The 23,488-nt window shown below is 38.5% G+C and carries 25 protein-coding genes; all 25 read right to left on the bottom strand.

Annotation, left to right across the window (positions count from 1 at the left end; translation table 11 throughout):
- Positions 1–65: 65 nt before the first annotated feature.
- The 25 genes from VEB00_07480 to VEB00_07360 all read right to left on the bottom strand — a co-directional run bounded on the left by VEB00_07480 (position 66) and on the right by VEB00_07360 (position 23,488).
- A complete protein-coding gene (locus VEB00_07480; protein ID HYF82854.1) occupies positions 66–2,333 on the bottom strand; it encodes an MASE3 domain-containing protein in 2,268 nt (755 codons plus the stop codon).
- Positions 2,334–2,524: 191 nt separating this feature from the next.
- A complete protein-coding gene (gene spo0A / locus VEB00_07475; protein ID HYF82853.1) occupies positions 2,525–3,331 on the bottom strand; it encodes a sporulation transcription factor Spo0A in 807 nt (268 codons plus the stop codon).
- Between the two features lie 174 nt (positions 3,332–3,505).
- Positions 3,506–4,810 (bottom strand): SpoIVB peptidase, encoded by a 1,305-nt coding sequence (spoIVB, locus tag VEB00_07470; GenBank protein HYF82852.1) that lies wholly within the window; start codon positions 4,808–4,810, stop codon positions 3,506–3,508.
- A gap of 162 nt (positions 4,811–4,972) precedes the next feature.
- The gene (gene recN / locus VEB00_07465) at positions 4,973–6,655 is read right to left on the bottom strand and encodes a DNA repair protein RecN (GenBank protein ID HYF82851.1); all 1,683 of its coding nucleotides are present in this window, start codon (positions 6,653–6,655) and stop codon (positions 4,973–4,975) included.
- Positions 6,656–6,666: 11 nt separating this feature from the next.
- Entirely contained in the window at positions 6,667–7,116 is a 450-nt protein-coding gene (locus VEB00_07460; protein HYF82850.1) for an arginine repressor, read from the bottom strand.
- 27 nt (positions 7,117–7,143) lie between these two features.
- Complete coding sequence (locus tag VEB00_07455) at positions 7,144–7,992, bottom strand: NAD(+)/NADH kinase (GenBank protein HYF82849.1); 849 nt, start codon at positions 7,990–7,992, stop codon at positions 7,144–7,146.
- Positions 7,993–8,205: 213 nt separating this feature from the next.
- The gene (locus VEB00_07450) at positions 8,206–9,015 is read right to left on the bottom strand and encodes a TlyA family RNA methyltransferase (protein ID HYF82848.1); all 810 of its coding nucleotides are present in this window, start codon (positions 9,013–9,015) and stop codon (positions 8,206–8,208) included.
- Between the two features lie 6 nt (positions 9,016–9,021).
- The gene (gene dxs, locus VEB00_07445) at positions 9,022–10,872 is read right to left on the bottom strand and encodes a 1-deoxy-D-xylulose-5-phosphate synthase (protein ID HYF82847.1); all 1,851 of its coding nucleotides are present in this window, start codon (positions 10,870–10,872) and stop codon (positions 9,022–9,024) included.
- A gap of 95 nt (positions 10,873–10,967) precedes the next feature.
- The gene (locus VEB00_07440; protein HYF82846.1) at positions 10,968–11,411 is read right to left on the bottom strand and encodes a divergent PAP2 family protein; all 444 of its coding nucleotides are present in this window, start codon (positions 11,409–11,411) and stop codon (positions 10,968–10,970) included.
- A 54-nt stretch (positions 11,412–11,465) separates the two neighbouring features.
- Positions 11,466–12,347, bottom strand: a complete 882-nt coding sequence (locus VEB00_07435) for a farnesyl diphosphate synthase (GenBank protein ID HYF82845.1) — start codon at positions 12,345–12,347, stop codon at positions 11,466–11,468.
- A 2-nt stretch (positions 12,348–12,349) separates the two neighbouring features.
- Entirely contained in the window at positions 12,350–12,586 is a 237-nt protein-coding gene (gene xseB, locus VEB00_07430) for an exodeoxyribonuclease VII small subunit (GenBank protein ID HYF82844.1), read from the bottom strand.
- A 54-nt stretch (positions 12,587–12,640) separates the two neighbouring features.
- Positions 12,641–13,855, bottom strand: a complete 1,215-nt coding sequence (gene xseA, locus VEB00_07425; protein ID HYF82843.1) for an exodeoxyribonuclease VII large subunit — start codon at positions 13,853–13,855, stop codon at positions 12,641–12,643.
- A gap of 218 nt (positions 13,856–14,073) precedes the next feature.
- The gene (nusB, locus tag VEB00_07420) at positions 14,074–14,520 is read right to left on the bottom strand and encodes a transcription antitermination factor NusB (GenBank protein ID HYF82842.1); all 447 of its coding nucleotides are present in this window, start codon (positions 14,518–14,520) and stop codon (positions 14,074–14,076) included.
- Between the two features lie 170 nt (positions 14,521–14,690).
- Positions 14,691–15,086, bottom strand: coding sequence for an Asp23/Gls24 family envelope stress response protein (locus tag VEB00_07415; GenBank protein HYF82841.1), 396 nt, complete (start codon positions 15,084–15,086; stop codon positions 14,691–14,693).
- Positions 15,087–15,269: 183 nt separating this feature from the next.
- Positions 15,270–15,875, bottom strand: a complete 606-nt coding sequence (locus tag VEB00_07410; protein HYF82840.1) for a SpoIIIAH-like family protein — start codon at positions 15,873–15,875, stop codon at positions 15,270–15,272.
- Positions 15,876–15,905: 30 nt separating this feature from the next.
- Complete coding sequence (spoIIIAG, locus tag VEB00_07405; protein HYF82839.1) at positions 15,906–16,529, bottom strand: stage III sporulation protein AG; 624 nt, start codon at positions 16,527–16,529, stop codon at positions 15,906–15,908.
- 17 nt (positions 16,530–16,546) lie between these two features.
- The gene (gene spoIIIAF, locus VEB00_07400; protein HYF82838.1) at positions 16,547–17,185 is read right to left on the bottom strand and encodes a stage III sporulation protein AF; all 639 of its coding nucleotides are present in this window, start codon (positions 17,183–17,185) and stop codon (positions 16,547–16,549) included.
- 8 nt (positions 17,186–17,193) lie between these two features.
- Entirely contained in the window at positions 17,194–18,354 is a 1,161-nt protein-coding gene (spoIIIAE, locus tag VEB00_07395) for a stage III sporulation protein AE (protein ID HYF82837.1), read from the bottom strand.
- A gap of 238 nt (positions 18,355–18,592) precedes the next feature.
- Positions 18,593–18,979, bottom strand: a complete 387-nt coding sequence (spoIIIAD, locus tag VEB00_07390; GenBank protein HYF82836.1) for a stage III sporulation protein AD — start codon at positions 18,977–18,979, stop codon at positions 18,593–18,595.
- Between the two features lie 9 nt (positions 18,980–18,988).
- Complete coding sequence (spoIIIAC, locus tag VEB00_07385) at positions 18,989–19,183, bottom strand: stage III sporulation protein AC (GenBank protein HYF82835.1); 195 nt, start codon at positions 19,181–19,183, stop codon at positions 18,989–18,991.
- Between the two features lie 109 nt (positions 19,184–19,292).
- A complete protein-coding gene (locus VEB00_07380) occupies positions 19,293–19,814 on the bottom strand; it encodes a hypothetical protein (GenBank protein HYF82834.1) in 522 nt (173 codons plus the stop codon).
- Between the two features lies 1 nt (position 19,815).
- Complete coding sequence (gene spoIIIAA, locus VEB00_07375) at positions 19,816–20,799, bottom strand: stage III sporulation protein AA (protein HYF82833.1); 984 nt, start codon at positions 20,797–20,799, stop codon at positions 19,816–19,818.
- 245 nt (positions 20,800–21,044) lie between these two features.
- Positions 21,045–21,467 carry a hypothetical protein gene (locus VEB00_07370; GenBank protein ID HYF82832.1) on the bottom strand — a complete coding sequence of 141 codons (423 nt, stop codon included), beginning with the start codon at positions 21,465–21,467 and terminating at the stop codon, positions 21,045–21,047.
- A 102-nt stretch (positions 21,468–21,569) separates the two neighbouring features.
- Complete coding sequence (efp, locus tag VEB00_07365) at positions 21,570–22,127, bottom strand: elongation factor P (GenBank protein HYF82831.1); 558 nt, start codon at positions 22,125–22,127, stop codon at positions 21,570–21,572.
- Between the two features lie 293 nt (positions 22,128–22,420).
- Positions 22,421–23,488 carry a Xaa-Pro peptidase family protein gene (locus VEB00_07360; protein ID HYF82830.1) on the bottom strand — a complete coding sequence of 356 codons (1,068 nt, stop codon included), beginning with the start codon at positions 23,486–23,488 and terminating at the stop codon, positions 22,421–22,423.

Here is a 23,488-nt window from a genome sequence, read left to right as displayed (position 1 = left end):
ACTGTTTTTATTATCCTAAAAAAAGAATAAAAAAATACAAAAATCGCATTTCAGCGATTTTTGTTTTATATCAGGTTTTCTATTTGTGAGAATAATATCTTAAAGGTAGTACCTTTTCCCTCTTCACTTTCCACTTCTATCCTTCCATTATGATCGTTCATTATCTGATAGCTTATTCCCAAACCAAGCCCGGTGCCTTTTTCCTTTGTTGTAAAAAATGGAGTCCCAATCTTATTAAGCACATCAGGGCTCATGCCTATACCGTTATCGACTATTTTTATCACGCCTTCCCCTGACTCTGGCATATAATAAGTAGAAACAATGAGCTCAGGTAATTCGACATTCTCCATCGCTGCAATGGCATTTTCCGTTATGTTCAGAATAACCTGTTTTATCTTAATTTCATCAGCAGTTATTTCAATAGGGCAGGACGAAAAATGAAACTGGCTCTTGATATTCTTTGTGTAACATTGTGTCTCAGTTATGAGTTTCATGGACTCAACTATCCTATTCAAGCTTGTCCTTATCTTAAAAGTGGGATTTGGCTTGGCAAAACTCAGGAATTCATTGACAACCTTTGTTACATCATCAATTGCAGAATTAATTACATTCGAATATTCCTTGACCTTATCTGAAGTAGCCTTTAATTTAATGAGCTGGCTTAAGCCCTTGATAGTAGCCAAAGGATTCTTGATCTCATGTACTATACCTGCGGTCATTTGCCCTATAAGTGCCAGCTTCTCCTGCTGCTGCATATTATGCTGTTGCTTCTTAATCTCAGTAATGTCTGTAAATACGCTTATCATGCCTATCAGCTCGCTTTCTACATCTCTAATTGGAGTTGCGTACACGAGCAGTTCCCTTCTGTTACCCTTTAATGAAGTAATAGTCATCTCACGTGGATGGTCAAATTCCTCTCCATTTATTAAAACCTCCGACAGTTCAAATGCTTTTAGGTCAATGATTTCATTAAACTCATCCAGAGACATTCCAATGATATCAATATCGTTTATCTCGAATACTTTATTAAAGGCTTCATTTGATAGAATAATTTTCTTATCTTGATCAGTCATAAGTACACAATTGCTTACAGCATTCAAAATGGTCTGGGTCTGTAGGTGAAAGTTCCTCATATCCTGCTCTTTCTTAACTTCGTTTAAATATAATAGCATTCCATTTCTAATTTTCTGAGATATAATAGAAAGCTTCACATATTCACCAGTCCTGGTTTTATAGATACTCATTGTTTTTAAAGGTTCATTGCCATTTTTACTGGTCATTTGAAATAGGTTCATTTTTTCTTTTTCAGCTTTTGAAAATACTTGAAAAATATCTTCAGCCATTATCCCATATAGATTATTCTTATCACAGTCCAGTATCTCCTCCAGCCTCTTGTTCACATATTTAACAGTATTGTCGGGATTGAAATTAATAATCCCAATTGGTAATGCATCCAGTGTATCATTTAGTGTCTCATCTATTTCATTAATTTTTTTGTTTGTCTTTTCCAGCTTATCATAAGCCTCTTCAAGCTTTTTGTTCGGGTACTCGACGCAGCTGACATAGACTGCCTTATACATAAAATAGTAACAAAGGATCTTCAATATGTGCCCATACATGTTGTAGAAGCTGGTTATCCCATTGTACATTGTAAACGAGAGCTCAGCTGGGATTATGAAGAGAAGTGCAATAAACACATACTTGTACGATATAGAATTTTCATCCTTCAACTTATCTTTGAGATTATAAAGGCTAAATAAAGCAAGTGCTATAACTACGTACTCCAGAGCAATTTTTACAGGAGCAGGTCTATTCTCTATCAACATGGCAGGCATAAGGCTAGGAAAAAACAGCACCGCTAATGATAGTCCGAAGGAGGAAATCAGTACAAAGGATAACCCTATCCATTTATTAATGCGAAATTCTCTATGTTTTAAAGAAACTGCAACCAGAACAAGTGCTTCAACAAGCCTTCCAATTATCCAATATCTTGTGGTTAAATCGAGATATCCTTGAGCTAACTCCCTTGCAGCAAACCAATAGTAAGTGTGGAAAGAATCAAATACAGCAACTGCAAGGAACCCAAAGCCTAATATATGATTTACGGAGAAGGACCTCTTATACGTGTTCCATATTATTAAAAAAGTTGCAAGAGCATTGAATATGCACATCAGTTCCATGAGAGTATGTAATACATGCACATTCTTTACCCATAATACTGGTGTAGCGAAAAAAGCTATTATGTAGCTGACAAGTATAATAAGCATGTATCTTAAGAAAAATGCTCTATTTGTATTAACGCAATAATCAGTATTTAATTTTATCTCTATCATTGTTATATATCTCCCGTCATATAAAAGTAAAAGAAAAGACGATACTAAACTATCAAATCTCAACAAAAAAAACCTGCCGCTGTTAGTTTAACGTTAACAAGCGAGCAGGTTTTTAATTTGCTATATTAATGTAATATATTGATATATAACTGCAGCTTAAAAACCCCACCTACAATCTGGTATTATCTATATTAGCTTATCTTCATCTCAATTCTTAGCTTATCCGCTATCATAGCTATAAACTCACTATTTGTTGGTTTACCTTTCACATTATGTATTGTATATCCGAACAGATTGTTAATAACGTCAACTCTTCCTCTGCCCCAAGCAACCTCAATAGCATGTCTTATTGCTCTTTCTACCCTGCTCGGTGTCGTATTGAATTTTCTAGAAATTGAAGGGTATAATTCCTTTGTAATTGCACTCAGAAGCTCCATATTGTTAACAACCATGGTAATAGCTTCTCTTAAATATACATATCCTTTAATATGAGCTGGTACACCGATCTCATGTATTATATTGGTTATAGCTGATTCCAGCTCCCTTGGCGAGGTTGTTGCCGGGGAGGTGATGTTTGCAGATTGTATATAGGTTTTTCTGTCAACTTCAGTACTTATCATACCGAAGCATTCCCTTATCCTCTTTGCGAAAACTTCCATATCAAAAGGCTTAACTACATAGTATTCCGCTCCGAGCGTTAGCGCCTTTTGGGTTATCTTATCCTGACCTACTGCTGAAAGTACAATTACCTTGGGCATTTTCTCCAGCTGCATAATATTTAACCTTTCCAGAACTCCAAGGCCATCAAGATGAGGCATTATAATATCTAATATTACAACATCCGGGAATTTGCTTTCTATCAAATCCACAACCTCAAGACCGTCCTTTGCTACTCCAACCACTTCAAAGTCCGGCTGTGTAGATAGGTATTCACTTAGGATAATACAGAAATCTTTGTTGTCATCCGCTATTAGAATTCTAATTTTTTGTAAGTTCATCGGTATTCCTCCCATATATTGTTATTCTCTTTATTTGAATTCGACAAAGTAGTTACATTTCCTTCTATTATCTACCATATAATCGTTAAACATTTTCGAACAAATTAATACAGCAACATTCTACAAATTTCAACAAAAAAGGCTGTGTTTGCACAGCCTTTAGTTATTGTATAATTACTCTCCGGAAGCTCTTTTAAGACGGTTCTTTAAATCTATATCCGCTTCTTTGAGCATCCATTCTATCGAAATACCAAAGCCTCTTGTCGGGTCATTTACAAGCACATGGGTCACACATCCAACTAACTTTCCATCCTGAATTATAGGACTTCCTGACATGCCCTGCACAATACCCCCGGTTTTTTCAATAAGCCTTTTATCTGTTACTTTTATTATCATGCTCTTGGATTCTGAGCTTCTCTGTCTCATAACCTTCTGTATCTCAATATCAAACCCTTCTACTTTATTTCCTTCTATTGTAGTCATGATTTTTGCTGAGCCTTCCTTAATCTGACTATTCAAACCTATCGATACTGGTTTGGTTCTATTTGCTTTATACTTATTATTGAGCTTTCCATAAATCCCAAAGCTAGTGTTCTTTTCAATTATGCCATATGCATCATCATTATCATAAAATATACCGACAAGCTCACCTGGCACTGTTTTTCTCGCTTTTTGAATTGATGCAATTTTAGATTTCATAATACTTCCACTATTTATATCCACCAGCACACCCGAATCAATATCAGTTATACCGTGGCCAAGAGCTCCAAATACTCTGCTGTCAGGGTCATAAAAGGTCATTGTACCAACACCTGCTATATTGTCTCTTACCCATAAACCTATCCTGAATATATTATCCTCTTCACATTTTACAGGTTTGACGCTGAAATCATGTTTATCACCATTTCTGTCAACAATTACTTTAATCTTTTCATCTTTGTTCTGCCTGTTATTAAGATAGTCAACAATATCCCTTTCCTTTTCCACTTGGTTTCCATCAATATTCATTATTTTGTCTCCTACCTCGAAACCCGCATCTGCAGCAGGACTGCATTTTCTCCCCTTTGCATCTGTAATGCTCGACAAGCCAACAATTAAGACTCCTTTTGACTCAATTTTGACACCTATAGCTTCTCCTGATGGAACAACCTTAATGTCCGGAATTACATTCACCGTAACTTCTTTTACTGGCAGTACGCCTAGAAGCATTAGGCTGGCTTTTGCCTTTCCTTGATCAACTCCATTCAGCAGCTTAAAAGAAGACACTATATTATTTTTATTGAGGTTAATACAGTCTTTATAGTCTTCATTCAGCTGCAGGCTGAAAATCTTGCTGTCAGGAAGCTTCCGGCTTTGTCCTTGTATAACATTGATTTCATCAGGAAAACTATACATAGTGAATAACACATTTGTCAGGCAGAGTACTGTTATTATAAGAGTGGTGTATAATAATATTCTTTTGTGATTTTTTCTATGCAATAGCATCACTCTCCTGCTTCCCCAGAAGAGTCCACCTTCAATCAAAAATCTCTCTTATTTAAGTTATCCTTTTTAAAGTCCTATTATTCTTTTAATACTTTACTGAAAATGAGGGTGATTCATTGATAGGGATTAAAAAACAAATCGGGAAAAAGTAATTTCTCACACTTTCCCGACCAATTTTTTTGCATGCTCTATGGATGCTTCAATATTCTCATTTCCACCTAACATTCTTGCAATTTCTTTAATTTTTTCCGAGTAATCCAAAATTTTAATTTTTGTATACGTTTTATTATCTCTGACTATTTTATCCACTAATATGTGATTGTCTGAGAGACTTGCAATCTGTGGCAAATGAGTAATGCAGAGTATTTGCGTATTTTTAGATATCGCTTTTATTTTCTGCCCCACCATATTTGCTGTCTGACCGCCCACTCCTGTGTCTACTTCATCAAATACAACACAAGGTGCTTTCTCTATCTCAGAAAATGCATTCTTTATTGCCAACATCACTCTCGACATTTCGCCACCCGAAGCTATTTTGCTGAGAGACTTTTCCGGCTCTCCGGGATTTGGCGAAAGAAGAAATTCAATTTTATCAAAGCCGTTTATACTAATTAAGCTTTCATCCTTTGCAATTCTTATATAAAACCTTGAACCAAACATATTAAGCTCTTGAAGTTCTTTCTCTATAAGCTTCTCAAGTTTGTGCGCCAAGTCCTTTCTTTTATCAGAAAGCAACCCTGCCTTTTGAACATATTCCTCAGTCACTGCCGCTATCTCTTTCTCAATGCCCGATGCGATCTTCTCGCTATTCACAAGGTTCTCGAACTCTTGAGAGGATCTATCCCTATACGCCAATACTTCATCTATACTGCTTCCATATTTTCTTTTCAACTTGTTTATCTGATCGAGGCGTTCCTCCAAAAGGTCTATCTCACTATCGCTGAACTCTATACTGTCTCTGTATGATCTCAATGACCCTTTGATGTCCTCAAGCTGGTATATCATTCCTTCTAGTGATGTCTTAAAGACCTCTATCTTTTCGTCTATGCCTGTCAACTCTTCCAAGCTGCTGATGCTATCATTCAGAAGATCCGCAGCTCCTCTTGCACCGCCCTCACCCTTGAAAAGGCTATGATAGACATGTGCAATGCCCTTCAAAAGTTTTTCTGCATTAATTAGTAGATTCCTTCTGATTTTCAATTCCTCATCTTCATTAGGCTTCAAATCTGCATTACTTATTTCATCAATCTGGAACTTCAGTAGATCCAGCTTTCTTTCCCGTTCTGCAGCATTTCCACTAATACTGTCAAGCCTGAGCTTCAAGCTGCCTAACTTGTCTATCAGTTTTTTTATTTCTTCTTTTATTAATAAAACACCATTACTGCCAAAATCATCAACAAACTCGCCATGTTTTACAGTATTGAAAAGTATTTGATGTTCATTTTGTCCAACTATGTCCACCAGGAACTGTGCAATTTTTTTAAGCATGGAAAGTGTGACAATTTGTCCATTTATTCTGCATACTGATTTACCTTGTAAATTCACTTCACGCGTGATAACAAGGCTCTTATCTTCTTCAATATCTATTCCGTACTCTTCCAGTATGCCAGCAAGATACTCTATCCCTTCAAGAGAGAAAAGAGCTTCTATTGATGCCTTTGCTTCACCGGTCCTTATATCTTCCTTGCTGAACCGGCCTCCAGTAATGGCAGATAGCGCGTCAATCACAAGAGATTTACCCGTTCCCGTTTCCCCTGTGATTATATTAAGTCCAGGCTCCAGAGTGATAACTTGCTGCTCAATTATTACATAGTTTTTTATACTTAATTCCAGAAGCATTATTGCATCCCCTACTTCATCATCTTCTTAAGCCTGTCAATCACTATTTCAACGTTATCAGCAGTCCTTACAAGAATAAAAATAGTATCATCACCTGCTATGGTTCCTACCATTTCTTTGAAATCCAATACGTCAATTGCTTCAGCTGCTGCATTTGCAGCTCCGGAAAAAGTTTTCACAACCACTATATTACCAGCATAATCTACACTTAGAACTGATTCTGCGAATACCTTAACAAGCCTTTCACTCAGCATGCTGTCATGTTCCTTCAAAGAAGCATATCTGTATATGCTGTTCTCATCAAGTACCTTAACAAGCTTCAATTCCTTAATATCTCTTGATACTGTTGCCTGAGTTATGTTATAACCACTTTTTTTGAGTTCTTCCGCCAGCTCTTCCTGTGTCTCTGTAGGGTGTTTTTCAATAATTTCTAAAATCTTTGCATGTCTGGATATTTTCATAAACTAACCTCCCGCTCTGAATTCACACTAACGCTCAGAAATTTTTCTTCTGAGAACATCAAAGAAGCTACTCTGCTTTAGTTTGACTAGGTTGGTGACGCAGTTTGAGCTTCTAATCTTGACAACCCTTCCGGGGTTTAATCTATATGAATCCTGTCCATCAACAGAAAGCATAGTCTCTTTGTTTTCCTCGCAGATCTCGATTCTAACTTCATCTTTCTCTGACACTACTATTGACCTGTTGTGCAGTGTATGAGGGCAAATTGGGGTAATTACCAGTACATTCAGGTCAGGACTTACTATAGGACCACCGGCAGACAGTGAATAAGCGGTAGAGCCTGTGGGACTTGATATTACTATACCATCAGCTGAATATAGTTCAAAAAAGCTGTCATTAATAAATACAGAAAAGGAAATCATCCTGGACAGCATGCCTTTTGTTATGCTGATATCATTGAGAGCCGGCAATTTTTTCAGCTCATCCCCGCTGTCTTCAAAAGAAGCCTCCAGCATCATCCTTTTTTCAATAAAATAGTCTCTGTTCAAGATCTTCTCAAGAGACAGATACATATCACTGATCTCAGCCTCAGCCAAAAACCCAAGATGTCCCAAATTAATGCCAAATAGCGGAACTCCGTATTTTGATGACTGCCTCGCTATATTAAGTATTGTCCCGTCCCCTCCAAGCACAATAACTACATCACAGTTTGAGTATAATTCATCCCTGCTGAAGCCATTATTCTTATAATCCAGGCTTTTTGCAATATCAGACTCCAACAGTATCTCTATATCCTTATTTGTGAACCAATGCAATATGCTCTTGGTTACATTTAAGTCTTTGTCCTTAGTCAGGTTTGGAATAATTCCTAGCTTCATTGACTTATAACTCCATCTAATGATAATTTATTATAACTATATGTTTCGCGAAAAACATTTTTCATTGTTGATTCAGATTTCGCGTAAACGTTACCTTGATGTTATTGAATTCGCACTCTACCCTATAAAATTTCTTTTGTGCGTTCAATATCATTTTATAGTATGTATCTAAAATTATCTACTAATTTTTACAAAATGCCCTAATCTTAAGTTTTATAGGAGACTATGCGCACCTGAAACAATTTTGTTGATATCAATCTCATTGTCTCCAGCTTCCGCATCCTTAAGCAGTGACAGATAGAGCAGGTATTCAATATTTCCCTCCGGGCCTTTTATCGGAGAGTAGCTCAATCCGAGTACTGCCAGCTCCATCTCATTCCTGCAAAATTCAACTATACTTTCGATTACATCCATATGAACTTGTTTATCTCTTACTACACCTTTTTTCCCAACCTTTTCCCTGCCTGCTTCAAACTGAGGCTTTATCAGGCATACTATCTCCCCATTTTCCTTTAGGAGCAGCTTCACGGCAGGCAGTACTTTCTTCAGAGATATAAAGGAAACATCTATTGATGCAAAATCTGCATATTCGCCGATAGCCTCATGAGTAACATACCTGATGTTGGTTCTTTCCATGCATACTACCCTGCTGTCAGTTCTCATTGACCATGCCAGTTGTCCATAGCCGACATCTATTGCGTAAACCTTTATCGCACCGTTTTGCAGCATGCAGTCTGTAAAGCCTCCGGTAGAAGCGCCAATATCCATGGCAACCTTGCCCAGAAGCTTCAGCTCGAATTCCCTGAGTGCCTTTTCCAGCTTCAGTCCGCCTCTGCTAACGTAAGGCAATGCAGTCCCTCTTATTTCAATTGTTGAATCTATCGGGAGCTTGGTGCCTGGTTTGTCAATCTTAATTCCATTTACATATACAATCCCGGCCATGATTTGACTGCTTGCCTTTTCACGGCTTGCCGACAACCCCTGCCTGTGAATCAGAACATCTAATCTTTCTTTTTCTTCCAATGTTCCCTACCCCTTCATGATTGTGTTGAAAATGCTTTCACAGTCTATGTTCTTCAAGGAATAAAGCTCTTCCTTTTCTCCGTGCGGTATGAAGCTGTCATCAAAGCCTAATACAGTGACATTCACTTCAACCTTATTCTGGCTGTAAAGCTCAAGTATGCTGCTCCCAAAACCGCCGCTAATAACATTATCCTCAAGGGTGTATATTGCTTTGTACTTCTTGGCAAGTTCCAAAAGAAGCTTCTCATCCAGAGGCTTTAAAAACCTTGCATTGACTACAGTGAAGCTCTTGCCTTCCTGCTTCAGTCGCTCACAGACCTCCAAAGCTCTATAAACCAAATTGCCTTCTGCTATAATAACCCCATCTGTTCCATCAATCAATACTTCACTTTTTCCAAGCTCCAAGGTTGTATGAGCATATTTGAACTCCCTTGCATTGCCCCTTGGATATCTTATGGCAACAGGTCCATCTTTGGACACTGCCAGCCTCAGCATCTCGCTTAGTTCCCAACCGTCTTTCGGGCTCATTATTGTTATATTGGGAATATGTCTTAAGTAGGTAATGTCAAATACTCCCTGATGGGTTTCACCATCAGAGCCTACTATGCCAGCCCTGTCAATAGCAAATACTACATTTAGGTTCTGCATGCAGACATCATGCACCACCTGATCGTATGCTCTCTGCAAAAACGTAGAGTATACTGCAAATACAGGTCTGAAACCTCCTGCAGCCAAACCGGCACAAAAAGTCACAGCATGCTGCTCTGCTATACCCACATCAAAAAACCTGTTTTTATATTTCGTTAAAAAACCTGCCAACCCGGTTCCCTCACCCATGGCAGCTGAAACAGCCACAATTTTGTCATTATGCTCGGCAAGCTCCACAAGAGTTTCTCCGAACACATCGGAATAAGTTTTCTTGTCGCTTTTTACCTTAAGCTCGCCAGTCTCAATGAAAAAGGGACTTAATGCGTGATACTTGTTAGGTTTATTCTCAGCTATGGAATAGCCTTTGCCTTTAACTGTGACAACATGTATCAAGACGGGATAGCCATTATATGATTTTGCTCTATTTATTACATCCTCCAGCTTCCGGATATCGTGTCCATCTATTGGGCCAAAATACTTGAAGCCCAACTCCTCAAACAACACTCCGGGAACGACAAGATACTTGAACCAATCCCTAAGTTTTTCTGCAAGTTTGAACATTGATTTTCCTACTAACGGAACTTTATTTAGAATTGTCTCTATTTCTCCCTTTAGTTTGAAGTATGCCGGCTCGGTTCTAATTTTGCTAAGGTGATTTGATAATGCGCCAGTATTATGTGATATGGACATCTCATTATCATTAAGTATTACAATTAGATTTGTAGGGAAGTCTCCAGCATGGTTAAGTGCTTCGAAGGACATACCGCCAGTAAGTGCACCATCGCCAATAACTGCAACTACAGAATAGTTGCCCCCTGCCAGATCTCTCGCTTTTGCCATTCCCAGTGCTGCGGATATTGATGTACTGCTGTGTCCTGTTTCAAAAGCATCATGTTCACTTTCTTCCCTTTTGGGAAAGCCGCTGATGCCATCTTTTTTTCTTAAGGTCGCAAAACTATCCCTTCTGCCCGTCACTATTTTATGAATGTAAGACTGGTGTCCAACATCCCAAACTATCTTATCCTTTGGTGTATCAAAAACCCTGTGAAGCGCAAGAGTGAGCTCTACCACCCCAAGGTTTGAAGCTAAGTGTCCCCCGTTTTCAGAAACTACCTTTATCACATAGTCTCTAAGCTCCTTGGAGAGAATTTCCAACTCTTCATAACTCAGTTTTTTCAAATCAGAAGGAGAATTTATATCATCAAGTATCTTATACATTTATAACCCAACCTCATTTACAAAATATGAAATAGTATTTCGCACTTTTGTTTCATTCTAAACCTTTTCCGTGTTTTAAGTTAATATCAAACAATAATGTTTCCTATAAATATTCCCAGCACAGCTCCGGCCATTACCTCTTTCGGGGTATGCCCAATAAGCTCCTTGAGTCTTTCATTTGCAATAGGCTTGTTGTGTGCCAGATCTTCTATTATTATATTCAATATCCTCGCTTGGTTGCCAGCTGCTCTCCTTACCCCTGCTGCATCGTACATGACAACAAAAGCAAAGCATAGGGCGACAGCAAAAATAGCCGAGTCCCAGCCATACATCCTTCCTATTGACGTAGATAACGCCATTACAAAGGAGGTGTGGGAGCTTGGCATTCCACCTGAGCCAACAAACCTTCTAAAGTCTATTTTCTTACTGCTGTAGAATGTAAGTATAATTTTCAGTATCTGTGCAATAAACCAAGCAATAAAGCAGGCTAATAGCACCTTGTTATCCATAATTTCTACAAAAAAGTTCAATAGTAATCCTCTCCTCAAGCATTATGCAAAAGTTATAATGCAATATCCCGAAAGTTAGTTATCTCTGCTAATAATATAATTTGCCAATTCGCTGAGATAATACCCTCTGCTTCCATAGTTTATAAGCTTCAGTTTAGCTTCTTCAATTAGTTCGTTAGCTATCTGCGCTGATTTTTCCAAACCATAAAAGCTAATAAAATTTGATTTGTGAAATTTTGCATCCTTATTAATAGTTTTACCCAGCTTCGCTGTTGAGCCAGACACATCCAGTATATCGTCTGTAACCTGGAAAGCAAGACCTATAAGATTGCCGAATTCCATAATATTTTTTATGTCAACTTCTTCTGCTTTAGAAAGAATTGCTCCAATAACAATAGAAGCCGTAATAAGTGCACCTGTCTTTTTTGAATGCATCCTTTTCAAGGTATCAAGATCAATGCTCTTATTTTCTGAGTACAGGTCAATGCACTGGCCTCCGATCATTCCAGAGACCCCTGAAGACCTGCTTATAAGCTCCATTGCCTTAATATACTCAAGCTTCGGATTCTTAACAATAATGCCTGCCATTGTCTCAAAAGCACAATTCAACAGAGCATCACCGGCAAGGACTGCATAGCCCTCTCCGTAAACCTTATGGTTTGTGGGTTTTCCCCTTCTCAAATCGTCATTGTCCATAGCAGGCAAATCATCATGTATAAGTGAGTATGTATGAATCATTTCAATACAGCAAGCAAAGGGAAGTACTTCCTCTTCACTGCCCTTAAAAACCTCACAGGCCATAAGCGCCAGTATCGGACGCAGTCTTTTACCGCCCGCAAAAAGGCTGTATCTCATAGCATCTGAAATAACGGGTATTTCACTGTCCTTAGCTACTAATAAATCGAGCTTCTGCTCAATTAACTGCTTCTTTTCCGTCAAATACAGATTAAAGTCCAATTTTATGCCTCCTTGATTTGACTGATGCTGAATTCTTCCATCTGTTCATCATTGCGGTTCATTATAGCCATAACCTTACCCTCGGCTTCTTCCAGCATACCAGAGCAAAGCTTCGAAAGTGAAACGCCTTCCTGGTAGATTTTAATGGATTCCTCCAGGGAAATATTCCCTGACTCCAAGACCTCAACTATTTCTTCCAACCGCTTCAATGCTTGTTCAAACGAAAAATCCTCTTTCATATCATTTTTCTCCATTTCATGATATTATTGTGAAATTATCTCATATATATACTCTTAGAGCTGCTTCTCCAGCCCTTTAACTTCCACTAAGGCCTTTCCATCTTTCAGCTTTATCTCCAGCTCCTCTGCAAGATGCATTTCCTTTATAGAGGTTAGAAGCTTTCCATCTGACTTCCTCAATATAAGTCCATAACCTCTACCCAAGGCTGATTCAGGATTTAGTATTGAAAGCTTTCCAACAGCCTTTTCCAGTTCATTCCTACTGCCTTTTAATATATTCTGCATATTGTAATCCAAGTACTTTTCCAGTGAATCAAGGGTTTGATTCATGTTAAGTATTTTCCGCTCCAGCTGTCTGAATACATTGTCCTTGGAAATCTTCTCAACTCTCACTCTCTTGCTGTTTATATAGTTTGCAATAGATGAGTTCAATACATATTGATACTGGCCCACCTTGCTCATAAGACTTTGTTTGTCCGGAACTGCCAGCTCAGCTGCTGCCGAAGGTGTCGCAGCTCTCAGGTCTGCTGTAAAGTCCGATATGGTAAAGTCTGTCTCGTGCCCTACCGCTGATATTACCGGTATACCGGACTCATAGATGGCCTTAGCTACTATTTCCTCATTAAAGGCCCACAGCTCTTCAATAGAGCCACCGCCTCGTCCTATTATCATAACGTCTACATTGCCTTTGGAATTGAAATACCTTATTCCTTCTGCAATCTCATTCTCAGCTCCCGCTCCCTGCACTTGCACGGGATATAAATATATATCTATGCATGGACATCTTCTTTTTATTATAGAAATTATATCCCTTACTGCTGCTCCTGTCGGTGATGTAACTATACCAACTGCCTTCGGCATAAATGGGAGCTTCTTCTTTTTGGCTTCATCGAAATAGCCCAGCTCTGAAAGCTTTTTCTTAAGCTGTTCATATGCCTTATAAAGAGAGCCTGTCCCTTCAGGAATCATATCTTCTACATAAAGTTGATACTGCCCATCTCTTTCATATATTGAAAAATACCCTCTGAGTATTACCGCACAGCCATCTTCAGGTACAAACTTCAGCTTTGAGGCATTACCCTTGAACATCACGCATTTTATCCTTGAGTCTGCATCCTTTAATGTAAAATACGCATGCCCAGAGGTGTGGTGCTTGAAATTTGAAATTTCTCCCTTTACATAAAGATGTGAGAGCAACATATCGTTCTGCATCAGGTATTTTATATAATTATTTATCTCAGTTACGGTAAAAACTCTCTCACTGCCCATTTAATCCTCCAAGTGCTTTAACATATCCTATTCTATTTCAATCAAAATTTTAATAACGCACTTCCATCTATCCTTATGGGAATTTCTATTCCCTTTGTTTCAAATTCACTGCATAACATGTCCATCTCTTGTACACAAGAAAATTTCATACCCATAATGACTCCTGCACGGTCAATGATGTGGTATAGCAACTCGTGTCTATACCCAGGCAATACATGTTATATACCCTTGATGCCGGTTTCTCTGATGATTTTGCCCAAAACCCCATTGATAAAACCGCCGGATTCATCAGTGCTATATTTTTTAGCCAACTCAATGGCTTCATTTATAGCGACACTGCCTGGTATGTCTCCGCGAAAAAGTATCTCAAACAAAGCCAGTCTTAATATTGCCAGATCAACTTTAGCAATCCTTTCCTTGGTCCAACCTGTGGTATTGCTTTGGATCAACTGGTCAATCCGCTCTAAGTTCTCTATAGTTCCTCTTATAATTTCCTCTGTAAATCCAATGTCATTTTTGTTTAGCGCTTCCTGAGGCTTATCATCGGTGCTTTCTTTTTCAGCCTCGAAAAACTCCTTCAGCATCTCATCAAGGTTTTCATTCCTGTTAAAATCCGTGCTGAACAAAAATTGAATTGCAGATTCTCTGGCAAGTCTTCTACTCATATACCCTCCTAGTTTTACTTAAGTAAAACATCCCTTATTTAGTTCAGTCGATGAAGAGCAGCCTCATCGCTGACAGGCTATGCCTGGAAGGGACATCTCTTCTTTTGCATATATTTAAACTAACCCTCTGTCAACATATTATCATTAAAAGAGGGTTAGTTCATTAAAGTCTATTTGGATTTTACTTCTTCGCTCTCTTCTTCCTTAATCTCTTTTTCCATATTCACTCCCTGGATATGGATGTTCACTTCAACTACGATGAGTCCAGTCATTGTCTCAACAGCTTTTTTGACATTCTCCTGTATCTGCCATGACACGTCTGGTATTCTCACTCCGTAATCAACAACTATATAAAGGTCAATAGCTGCTTCTTTTTCCCCTACCTCAACCTTTACACCTTTGGAGGGGTTCTTTTTACCAAGTATCTCAGTTATGCTGTCTGCTATTCCGCCGCTCATGGCATAAACACCCTTTACTTCTTTAGCAGCTATTTCAGCAATGATTGCAACTACATCATCAGCAATCTTTACATTACCGTACTTATCTAATTTTATCTCTTTTTCCAAGTACTGCACCCCCTTGTATGTAGTATATCTTCTATGAACTAATTATAACAAAACCCGAATATATTTACAAATATATGTAATGGTGTTTTATCTGCCATTATTATATTATACAGTAATACCGTATTTATTCAAGCTTGCATACTAACACGTTTTTGCGAAAAACATTTTTAGAATTAATTCATATTAGTTTTTCTTCATTATCTTGATATCCTTTGGATCCAGCTTGGTCTTTCTTACTACTATGTCTTGTATCTGGGCAATATTTGCGGGAGTAAGCTCTTTAGCATCAACTATTATTGTTGCAGAATCATCCGTAAGGAATACAAGCGCATCATTGAAGCCTCTGGCGACTATGAGATTTTCAATAATCATTTCCTTCTCTGTAAGAGCGACAATCTTTACTAGCTCTTGCTGCGCCATATTCTTGAAATTCTCTTCCGCTTTATCACTGTTGATTATATCCTGCCACATATCTACTTCCTTACTTCTGTTCTTATCTCTCTCAAGCCTGTATTCAGAGAAGAAGGACGCACTAGCTGTCTCTATGGCTTCGTTGCTATTATCCTCTACGACAGCTGCCTCTCCATCCTGTTCAGTACCTGTCTTTTCAGCAGACACACTATTACCCTGGTCCTTAGCTTGCGCTTCATTAGTGATTGCTACTTGCGCATCCAAGTCAAGATTTGCATCCGCCAGCCTTTCGGAAGTAAAGCTGTTGTATGCATACCCAACAACAAACAGCAGTATTATCATTGAACATATTACGATGTTTTTTCTCCTCACTTGCATGACTATACCTCCCTGAATTTATATTTCATATTAATTTCTCTCATATACCGTTACTCTGTATGCAGGAATGTCCAATACCGTTTGTACTGCCCGAGAAATTTCAAGCTTGATTTTTGAATCCTTCGCACCTTCGGCTACCACGATTACTCCTTTTATTTCCGGATTTATCTCCTTAATTATCAAAGGTTTAGAATTGCCTCCCTGAGAAGCTGTAAATACGACTTTGTCATCTGTTGCTTTTTCATTTATTACTCGTGTTCCACCGCTTGTATCCTTTTCGTTGGTTACTTTGTCGGAGATTGATTCATCCTTTGCAGGGATTATCTCTGTTCCACTATTTAGAGTAATCATAACCGACACTTTTCCAGCACCCTGTATTTTACTGAGTATTGATGAGAGATCATTCTCCAGATTTCTTACATAATTGGGTGCTGTATTGTCAGCAATTCCTGCTTCTATTTGCGTATCTTGATTATTAATGCCTTCTTCAGCTGTCCTACCCGCCCTCATATCATTGTAAAAATCGGCAATTAGAATTAGAGCCAAGCCCAGGCAGAATACTATTATTAGATTTGCCGTGGTTTTTTTCGATAAGTTAAGCATTAGGAAATTCTCTTTCTTAAGTTTATCCCTTAACCACTCAAGTAATTTCATATACTTTCCTCCTTGCATTATTTCTGCTGTACTTCTACACTGATAATCGACTCGCTGATTCCCAGGGCTTTGCTTATTCCATATTTTATCTCTCTGCTTATCTTGCTATCATTCAAATTATATTCAGCTTTGTCTTTATTAATTACATTTTTATTTTCCTCTATGCCCTCATTATCACCGATATTTATCCTATCTACTTGTATTACCTTATTTCTGTCACCGCTTAATCCGACAGTTATATGCTTAATATTGCCAAAGTCCTCACTTTCAATATTCCTCTCCAATTCCAGATCTACAGTTACATCCTTGTAATCAGATTTTGTACTGTTCTTAACAAGTTTTACTATCTGACCCTTCATATTGTCCTCAAAGATTTCCACTGCCTGCTGCTGTTGGAATTTGCTGATTTCGGCATTTTCTCCTTGATTGCCGCTCTGCTCCACAAAGCTGGCGGCTTCTAAAAACTGATTGTCAAAGCTTTCTGCATAATCCTTTACCAAAACAAAAGGCTTTATAACTACAATTATTATCAAAAGCCCCACTATTACATTGATGTAGCGCTTCATCGAATCATTTGGCATTATCATGTCCAGGAACATAACGAAAATAATAATCACAGTTATATTTGTTATCCATGATCTTAAAAAGTCAGCCATCAAATCACCTACCTGACCATCACTGCCATATTGCCGACGCCCATAATAACTGTCAGTGCCATGAAAAACATTACAGCAACTGCTATCACGCAAGTAAGCAGTACAAGCATTGCATTGCTCATATCATTTAGGCATTGTACAATCTGGTTGTCGAGAATTGGCTGAATAAGTGCACTTGTAACTTTATATATCAACACAATTGAAAACATCTTTATAAGCGGAAAGCTGCAAATCAGCAGCAATATCAGAAAACCGGCAATGCCGATTCCATTTTTCAATATCATTGAACAGCTGACTACTGCATCAAAAGCATCTGAAAGGAAACTGCCCACTATAGGTATAAAGTTGTCCACTGCGAATTTTGCAGTCCTTATTGTTGCTCCATCTACTGAAGCCGAGGCAATTCCCTGTACTGTTATCACCCCTGTGAAGGCTGTAAGTACTAAACCAAGAGCTCCAACTGCCACTTGCTTCAATAGAGATGCCAGTCTGGAAATGTTGATTGAATCCGAAAGGTTGTTCAATATACTGAGAACTGCCGAAAAAAGTATAAGCGGCATTACGAATACCTTTATAATCGTTGTTATTAGTGTTATGGAACTGAATAGCAACGGTTGGAATACTGCTGATGAGGTTATCCCTCCCACTGCAGCAAGCAAAGCCAGCAAAGTCGGTAATAGTGCCTGCATGAAGCCTACCATTGTATCTATTGCATGTACCCCTATCGTCATTGCTTCATTGAAGCTTTTCACAGCCATAATAATTATCAGTATGTAGCATATGCTGTAGGCCAGCTTCCCTATAGTATCCTCCTCAAAGCCATTATGAAGGTTCTGCAGTATTGCACAGAATATGGACAATATAAGGAGTTTGCCCAAGATACTTAAATTGCTAATTACTTCTTTAAAAAAGAAGCTCACTATACCCCGTCCTAATTCTTTGAGGTTTTCGAAGGTATTGCCTTTAAATAAGCCTAACACAAGCTCTTTAATATTTACTTCCGGCACCAAGCCGTCAGACTCCCTGTTAATATCCTCAACAAATTTCTCTATATCACCAATGTCCAAATTGTCTATCTGACTTTTCAATATATCTTCAGTGTCATCGCAATAAACTACAAATATGGAAAGCAGAATGATTATCATAAAAAAAACTATGCTTTTGTGCATGCAAATCCTCCTTTTAAAAATGCAATAAAGGAAACGGGTAACACAGAAGACACTGAAATCCACTGAATTCACGGTAGGAAAAATAAAAACCAGCCGTGTGGTTCCGTGAAACATCCGTGTGTTCCGTGGTTATCGTACCTTAACCCATAAGGAATACCTGAGCTTTCCTCGAATCTCGTATCTTGCATCTGACATATTCTTCTATTAATATGTAATATGTTTAGTGCTAAACTCATAGTTAAGGTATGATTTTTATCATTATATCCATCAATGCTGCAAGTATCGGAATAGCTATTATCATTATAAGCACCTTTCCCGCAAGCTCAACCTTGGAGGCGATGGAGCCCTCGCCTGCATCCCTGCATATCTGAGCCCCAAACTCAGTTATATATGCTATGGCGATAACCTTTAGGATAGTTGAGAAGTACAATACATCAATATTGGCTTTTCCTGCAAAATATTTTAGTACTGACATGACAGAGTTAAGTTTAGTAATCAGAAATATAAAAATAACAAGTCCTGTGACTATGCTTACCACCATGGCTATCTCGGGTCTTTCCTCTTTCAGGAGTACTGCCAAAACTGACGCTATTATGCCTACCATAACAATTTTCATGATATCCATAATATCACCCTATAAATGAAACATGGTTCTGACGCTGTCGAAAAGATTGCTTATCAGGCTTATTACCATCATAAGAACAACCACAACACCTGCCAACGTAGTCATCATGGCCATTTCCTCTCTGCCGGACTGATTTAGAACTCTGTTGAGGACTGCTACAACAATACCTATCGCTGCTATTTTAAAAATCAGATTAACATCCATTTTAGTGCCTCCTAGTTTTGATTTATTAAAACATACATTAATTTTGTCCATTCGATGAAGCATAGCTTCATCGCTGACAGGCTATGCCTGGAAGGGACATAATGTTTAGTCAGACTAGAACTATAAAAACTGCAATTCCCAATAAAAAGCCCAAGTCTCGGTACATTTTTGCGCTTTTTCTTATTTCCTCCAGTGCTGCATCCTCTTGGTGCCGCAGCTGCAGGTAAAAGAGCTCGAAATGCTTTTTTTGATCCTCCCTGTCAGAACAGCCAAGAATACTTCCAAAGCTCTTTATAAGCTCAATATCAGCTCTTTGCAAGGATGACTGCATAAGCACCTTTTCTGTGCCATAAGTCCAAGCATCTCTCACTGTATAAAAGCTTCTGTCTGTCAGGCTGTCTGAAATGAATCCAAAAAAGCTGCTCAGCATACCCTCTGCTTTGTTTGAAACATTTCTGAGTGCAATGGGTAGAGGCGTAGCGCCATAAGTTACTTCAGTTTCAAGCATCTGCATGTACCTTCTTAGATTATTCAGCTCTTTATGCCGTATGGATAGCCTGTTTGAGTAAACTATTCCCAAAAGCCCGCTAGCCGAAATAATAAGCAGACCTCCAATGATTTTTACCAGCAATTCAATCCCCTCTTTTAATATTCCTCTCATACAATATGTTATATTTTCCGTCCAGCACATTTTCAAGGGTTCCTACTCCGTTATTCCTGCTCAGTACTATATATCTTTCAAATATGCCTTTTTGAATTTTGCAGAGATCCTGCTTATTAAGGAAGTCCGCTATGCTGCTTCCATGTATTGTGGTAATAACCTTCACCCCTGCATTCACAGCGTCCGTTATAGCATCAGCATCTTCTCTCCTTCCGATTTCGTCTGTAGCTACGATCTCCGGAGACATTGACCTTATCATCATAATAATTCCTTCTGCCTTTGGGCATCCGTCCAGGACATCAGTCCTGATTCCTACATCATTTCTCGGTATTCCTAAGCTGCAAGCAGCTATTTCCGAGCGTTCATCTATTAAAGAGACCTTCATTCCCTTGAATTGAAGTTCCTCACTCCCGCAGCTGAGCCTTCTTATAAGGTCTCTCAGCAAGGTGGTCTTTCCACATTGAGGCGGTGATATTATCAATGTGTTGTATATATTATCAGGAGAACGAATCAAATATCCTATTGTTTTGTCTGAAGCGCCAATAATTTGTTTGGCCACTCTAAAATTCATATAACTAATGTCTTTGAGAGTCTTGACCACGCCCTTCTCAATCACTGACCGTCCGCATACCCCTACTCTGTGTCCGCCGCTAACTGTAACAAAACCGTTTCTTAATTCCTCCTCAACAGAGTACATGGAGAAGTTACATACAAGCTGCAGCGAGCATTTTAAATCATCCTCGGTTACAAGATAAGCTTTTCCCGCTGATTCAACCTTTCCCTTCGCACCGAGAAATATCTCTATACTACAGCCAGCTAGGCTCAGTGGCTTTCCCAGCCTAAGTCTTATTTCCTCAACATCCCAAAGGGTAGTATCAGGAAGCATTCTTACCATCTGCCTAATGTGCTTTGGCAAGTAGTCCAATACCTCAAATATTTTAATTTCATTGTTCATACGTACATCCTGTCCTTTGTACAAATTTTGATTTGTACTATAGATATGACAGCTTATCTAAAATAATTACTATGGCATAAAAAAAGCTTCTATTGAACATATTTAAATCAATGAAGCTTTTTATGAAACTCGCTTACGGGGCGTGACAAATCAAGGTGGAATTAACGCCCCTACTCGTTATAAAAAAAGACTCAATCGAATCATAGGATTCAATTGAGTCTTTTTTTATACTATTTAGCTATTGCTTATTCGTGGTCATGACCGCAGTCACAGCCGCATTCTATTTCTAATTCAATTGGTTCATGACAGTTAGGGCAGACAATCTGCTCACCGCTTTCTACTAGTTCTTCGTCAAGGTAAACAAATTCTTTGCAGTGTGGGCATTCAACCTCAATGTAGTCATAGTCCTCATCATCTTCAAACTCATCATCTTCGTCATCTTCATCATAGTCCAAGTCATCCTCTAAAGTTGAGAGGTCCTCATCTATTGCTTCTACATACTCATCAAGCTCATTCTGTGATTCATTCAGCTCATTGATAGCATCAGCATAATCACTTAGTACATCTATAATTTTAGAGATTAACTTGCCCTGATCTGTTGATTCATCCACCTTCATCCCTTCTGCCAGTCCCTTCAGGTAGGCTACTCTTTCATACAAGTATTCCATATTTACTCCTCCTTTATTTTTTATACTCTAAGTATTCTCTCCAGTATTGACTTCTATATGCATTACATGGACTGCATATCATCCAGAAATTACCTGAGCAGGTTACACTCTTTCCATGTATTCTCCGGTTCTTGTATCTATCCTAATTTTATCACCTATGTTGATAAACAAAGGAACATTGACAGTTGCGCCGGTTTCAACAGTGGCGGGTTTGGTAGCACCAGTGCTGGTATCGCCTTTGAAACCCGGCTCAGTATGAGTTATTTCCATTTCTACAAAGTTTTCAGGCTCTACGGAAAAAGCTTCACCCTTATAGAATTTGATATTAGCTATGTCATTAGGCTTCAGATACATAATAGCATCCTCAACCTGCTCGTGATTGAGAGGTATTTGCTCATAACTTTCATTGTCCATAAAGTAATACAAGCCGCCGTCTTCATATAAAAACTGCATGGCTTTCCTTTCAATGTGAGCTTTTGGATATTTATCTGACGGATTGAAGGTTCTTTCAACAACTGACCCTGAAATTATGTTTTTTATCTTTGTTCTTACAAAAGCGGCACCCTTGCCTGGCTTAACATGCTGAAAATCTATAATTGTATAAATATTTCCATCCATTTCAAATGTTAATCCTTTTCTAAATTCACCAGCTGATAACATTAATCATATCCCTCCATGTGTTTTATTATTAATATATTAATCGCAAAAAACCTTCTATAGTAATTGTTATAAATTTTGCGAAATGATATACGCATAATGCGCTTTTATGTTTTCCTCTGAGGTCCTGCTTCGTGCCACGTGGCTCGTGCAATGCTTGGGTATTCCTTACTTGTAAAGTTACGTGTACCACTGAAAACACTGAAATCCACTGAATTCACGGAATCTAAATATATTACATGCCGTGTAAATCCGTGAAACATCCGTGTGTTCCGTGGTTCCCGTCCCTTAGTCACCTAAAGCTCTATTAGCTCTTTTGGCGACTTGCTGAGAGATTCTGCTCCTGTCTCTGTTACGAGCACAAGATCCTCAATCCTTACACCACCAAAGTCAGGAATGTATATACCCGGCTCATCAGTTACAATCATACCTGCCTCAAGAATATTTTCTCCCAATATGCTGAGTCTTGGGTCCTCATGCACCGCAAGTCCTACTCCATGACCCAAACCGTGTCCGAAATTCTCTCCATAGCCTTCTTTGGAAATTATATCTCTTGCAATCTTATCTACAGATTTGCCTGAAACCCCTGGTTTTATGCCCTTCAATGCCTCTATCTGAGCTTTAAGTACAATGTCATATATCCTTCTGTGCTTTTCTGTTGCTTTACCAATAAATACTGTTCTTGTCATATCTGAACAATATCCATTATAAACGCAACCGAAATCAAGTGTCAAGAACTCTCCATTTTCGATTATTTTTTCTGTAGCAACTCCATGAGGAAGTGACGACCTTACACCTGAAGCTACAATGGAATCGAAGGAAGTAGCTGAAGCACCTTTTTTCTTCATAGAATATTCAAGTTCTAAACCTACTTCTGCTTCACTCAAGCCCGGCTTAATATAGCTTAGCATATGTTTAAAAGCTTCATCTGCAATGCTTGCAGCTTTTCTTATGTTTTCAATCTCTGAAGCATCCTTTATCACTCTGAGCTTAGCAAATATGTTTCTTGCCGGTATAAGCTCAACTCCTGGCAAAGCCCTCTTCAAATCCTCGCAAAAACTAACTGTCATAAAATCTTCTTCAATACCCAGTCTTCTGATTCCGTCTTTTCTCAAAACTTCTGCAATCTTTTCCATAAGGTTATTGCTCTGTATTGCAACTTGAAATCCTTCGCACTGTTTGGATGCCTGCTCCATATATCTGAAATCAGTTATAAACTCAGTAATGTTCTTTCCTATTACAACATAGCCGGTAGAGCCTGTAAATCCGCTTAAATATCTTCTGTTCTCATTTGAGTATGCAAATACTCCATCAAGTCTATTTGCTGACATAAGCTGTCTTAAACTGTTAACTCTTTCCTTCAT

It is taken from the genome of Clostridia bacterium, from assembly GCA_035628995.1.
Taxonomy (GTDB): Bacteria; Bacillota; Clostridia; order Lutisporales; family Lutisporaceae; genus BRH-c25.
Note: the sequence above shows the minus strand (reverse complement) of the source record. Positions and strands in the feature narration are given on the sequence as shown.

What these genes read in the sequence shown, in the direction of transcription:
- spoIIIAE (HYF82837.1), bottom strand. Translation starts at nt 18,354, where the DNA reads ATGCACAAAAGCATAGTTTTTTTTATGATAATCATTCTGCTTTCCATA.
- spo0A (HYF82853.1), bottom strand. Translation starts at nt 3,331, where the DNA reads ATGAACTTACAAAAAATTAGAATTCTAATAGCGGATGACAACAAAGAT.
- spoIIIAF (HYF82838.1), bottom strand. Translation starts at nt 17,185, where the DNA reads ATGGCTGACTTTTTAAGATCATGGATAACAAATATAACTGTGATTATT.
- spoIIIAG (HYF82839.1), bottom strand. Translation starts at nt 16,529, where the DNA reads ATGAAATTACTTGAGTGGTTAAGGGATAAACTTAAGAAAGAGAATTTC.
- recN (HYF82851.1), bottom strand. Translation starts at nt 6,655, where the DNA reads ATGCTTCTGGAATTAAGTATAAAAAACTATGTAATAATTGAGCAGCAA.
- spoIIIAD (HYF82836.1), bottom strand. Translation starts at nt 18,979, where the DNA reads ATGGATATCATGAAAATTGTTATGGTAGGCATAATAGCGTCAGTTTTG.
- VEB00_07455 (HYF82849.1), bottom strand. Translation starts at nt 7,992, where the DNA reads ATGAAGCTAGGAATTATTCCAAACCTGACTAAGGACAAAGACTTAAAT.
- VEB00_07370 (HYF82832.1), bottom strand. Translation starts at nt 21,467, where the DNA reads ATGGAATACTTGTATGAAAGAGTAGCCTACCTGAAGGGACTGGCAGAA.
- xseA (HYF82843.1), bottom strand. Translation starts at nt 13,855, where the DNA reads ATGGGCAGTGAGAGAGTTTTTACCGTAACTGAGATAAATAATTATATA.
- nusB (HYF82842.1), bottom strand. Translation starts at nt 14,520, where the DNA reads ATGAGTAGAAGACTTGCCAGAGAATCTGCAATTCAATTTTTGTTCAGC.
- VEB00_07480 (HYF82854.1), bottom strand. Translation starts at nt 2,333, where the DNA reads ATGATAGAGATAAAATTAAATACTGATTATTGCGTTAATACAAATAGA.
- VEB00_07360 (HYF82830.1), bottom strand. Translation starts at nt 23,488, where the DNA reads ATGAAGGAAAGAGTTAACAGTTTAAGACAGCTTATGTCAGCAAATAGA.
- spoIIIAA (HYF82833.1), bottom strand. Translation starts at nt 20,799, where the DNA reads ATGAACAATGAAATTAAAATATTTGAGGTATTGGACTACTTGCCAAAG.
- efp (HYF82831.1), bottom strand. Translation starts at nt 22,127, where the DNA reads ATGTTATCAGCTGGTGAATTTAGAAAAGGATTAACATTTGAAATGGAT.
- VEB00_07410 (HYF82840.1), bottom strand. Translation starts at nt 15,875, where the DNA reads ATGCAAGTGAGGAGAAAAAACATCGTAATATGTTCAATGATAATACTG.
- xseB (HYF82844.1), bottom strand. Translation starts at nt 12,586, where the DNA reads ATGAAAGAGGATTTTTCGTTTGAACAAGCATTGAAGCGGTTGGAAGAA.
- spoIIIAC (HYF82835.1), bottom strand. Translation starts at nt 19,183, where the DNA reads ATGGATGTTAATCTGATTTTTAAAATAGCAGCGATAGGTATTGTTGTA.
- VEB00_07460 (HYF82850.1), bottom strand. Translation starts at nt 7,116, where the DNA reads ATGAAAATATCCAGACATGCAAAGATTTTAGAAATTATTGAAAAACAC.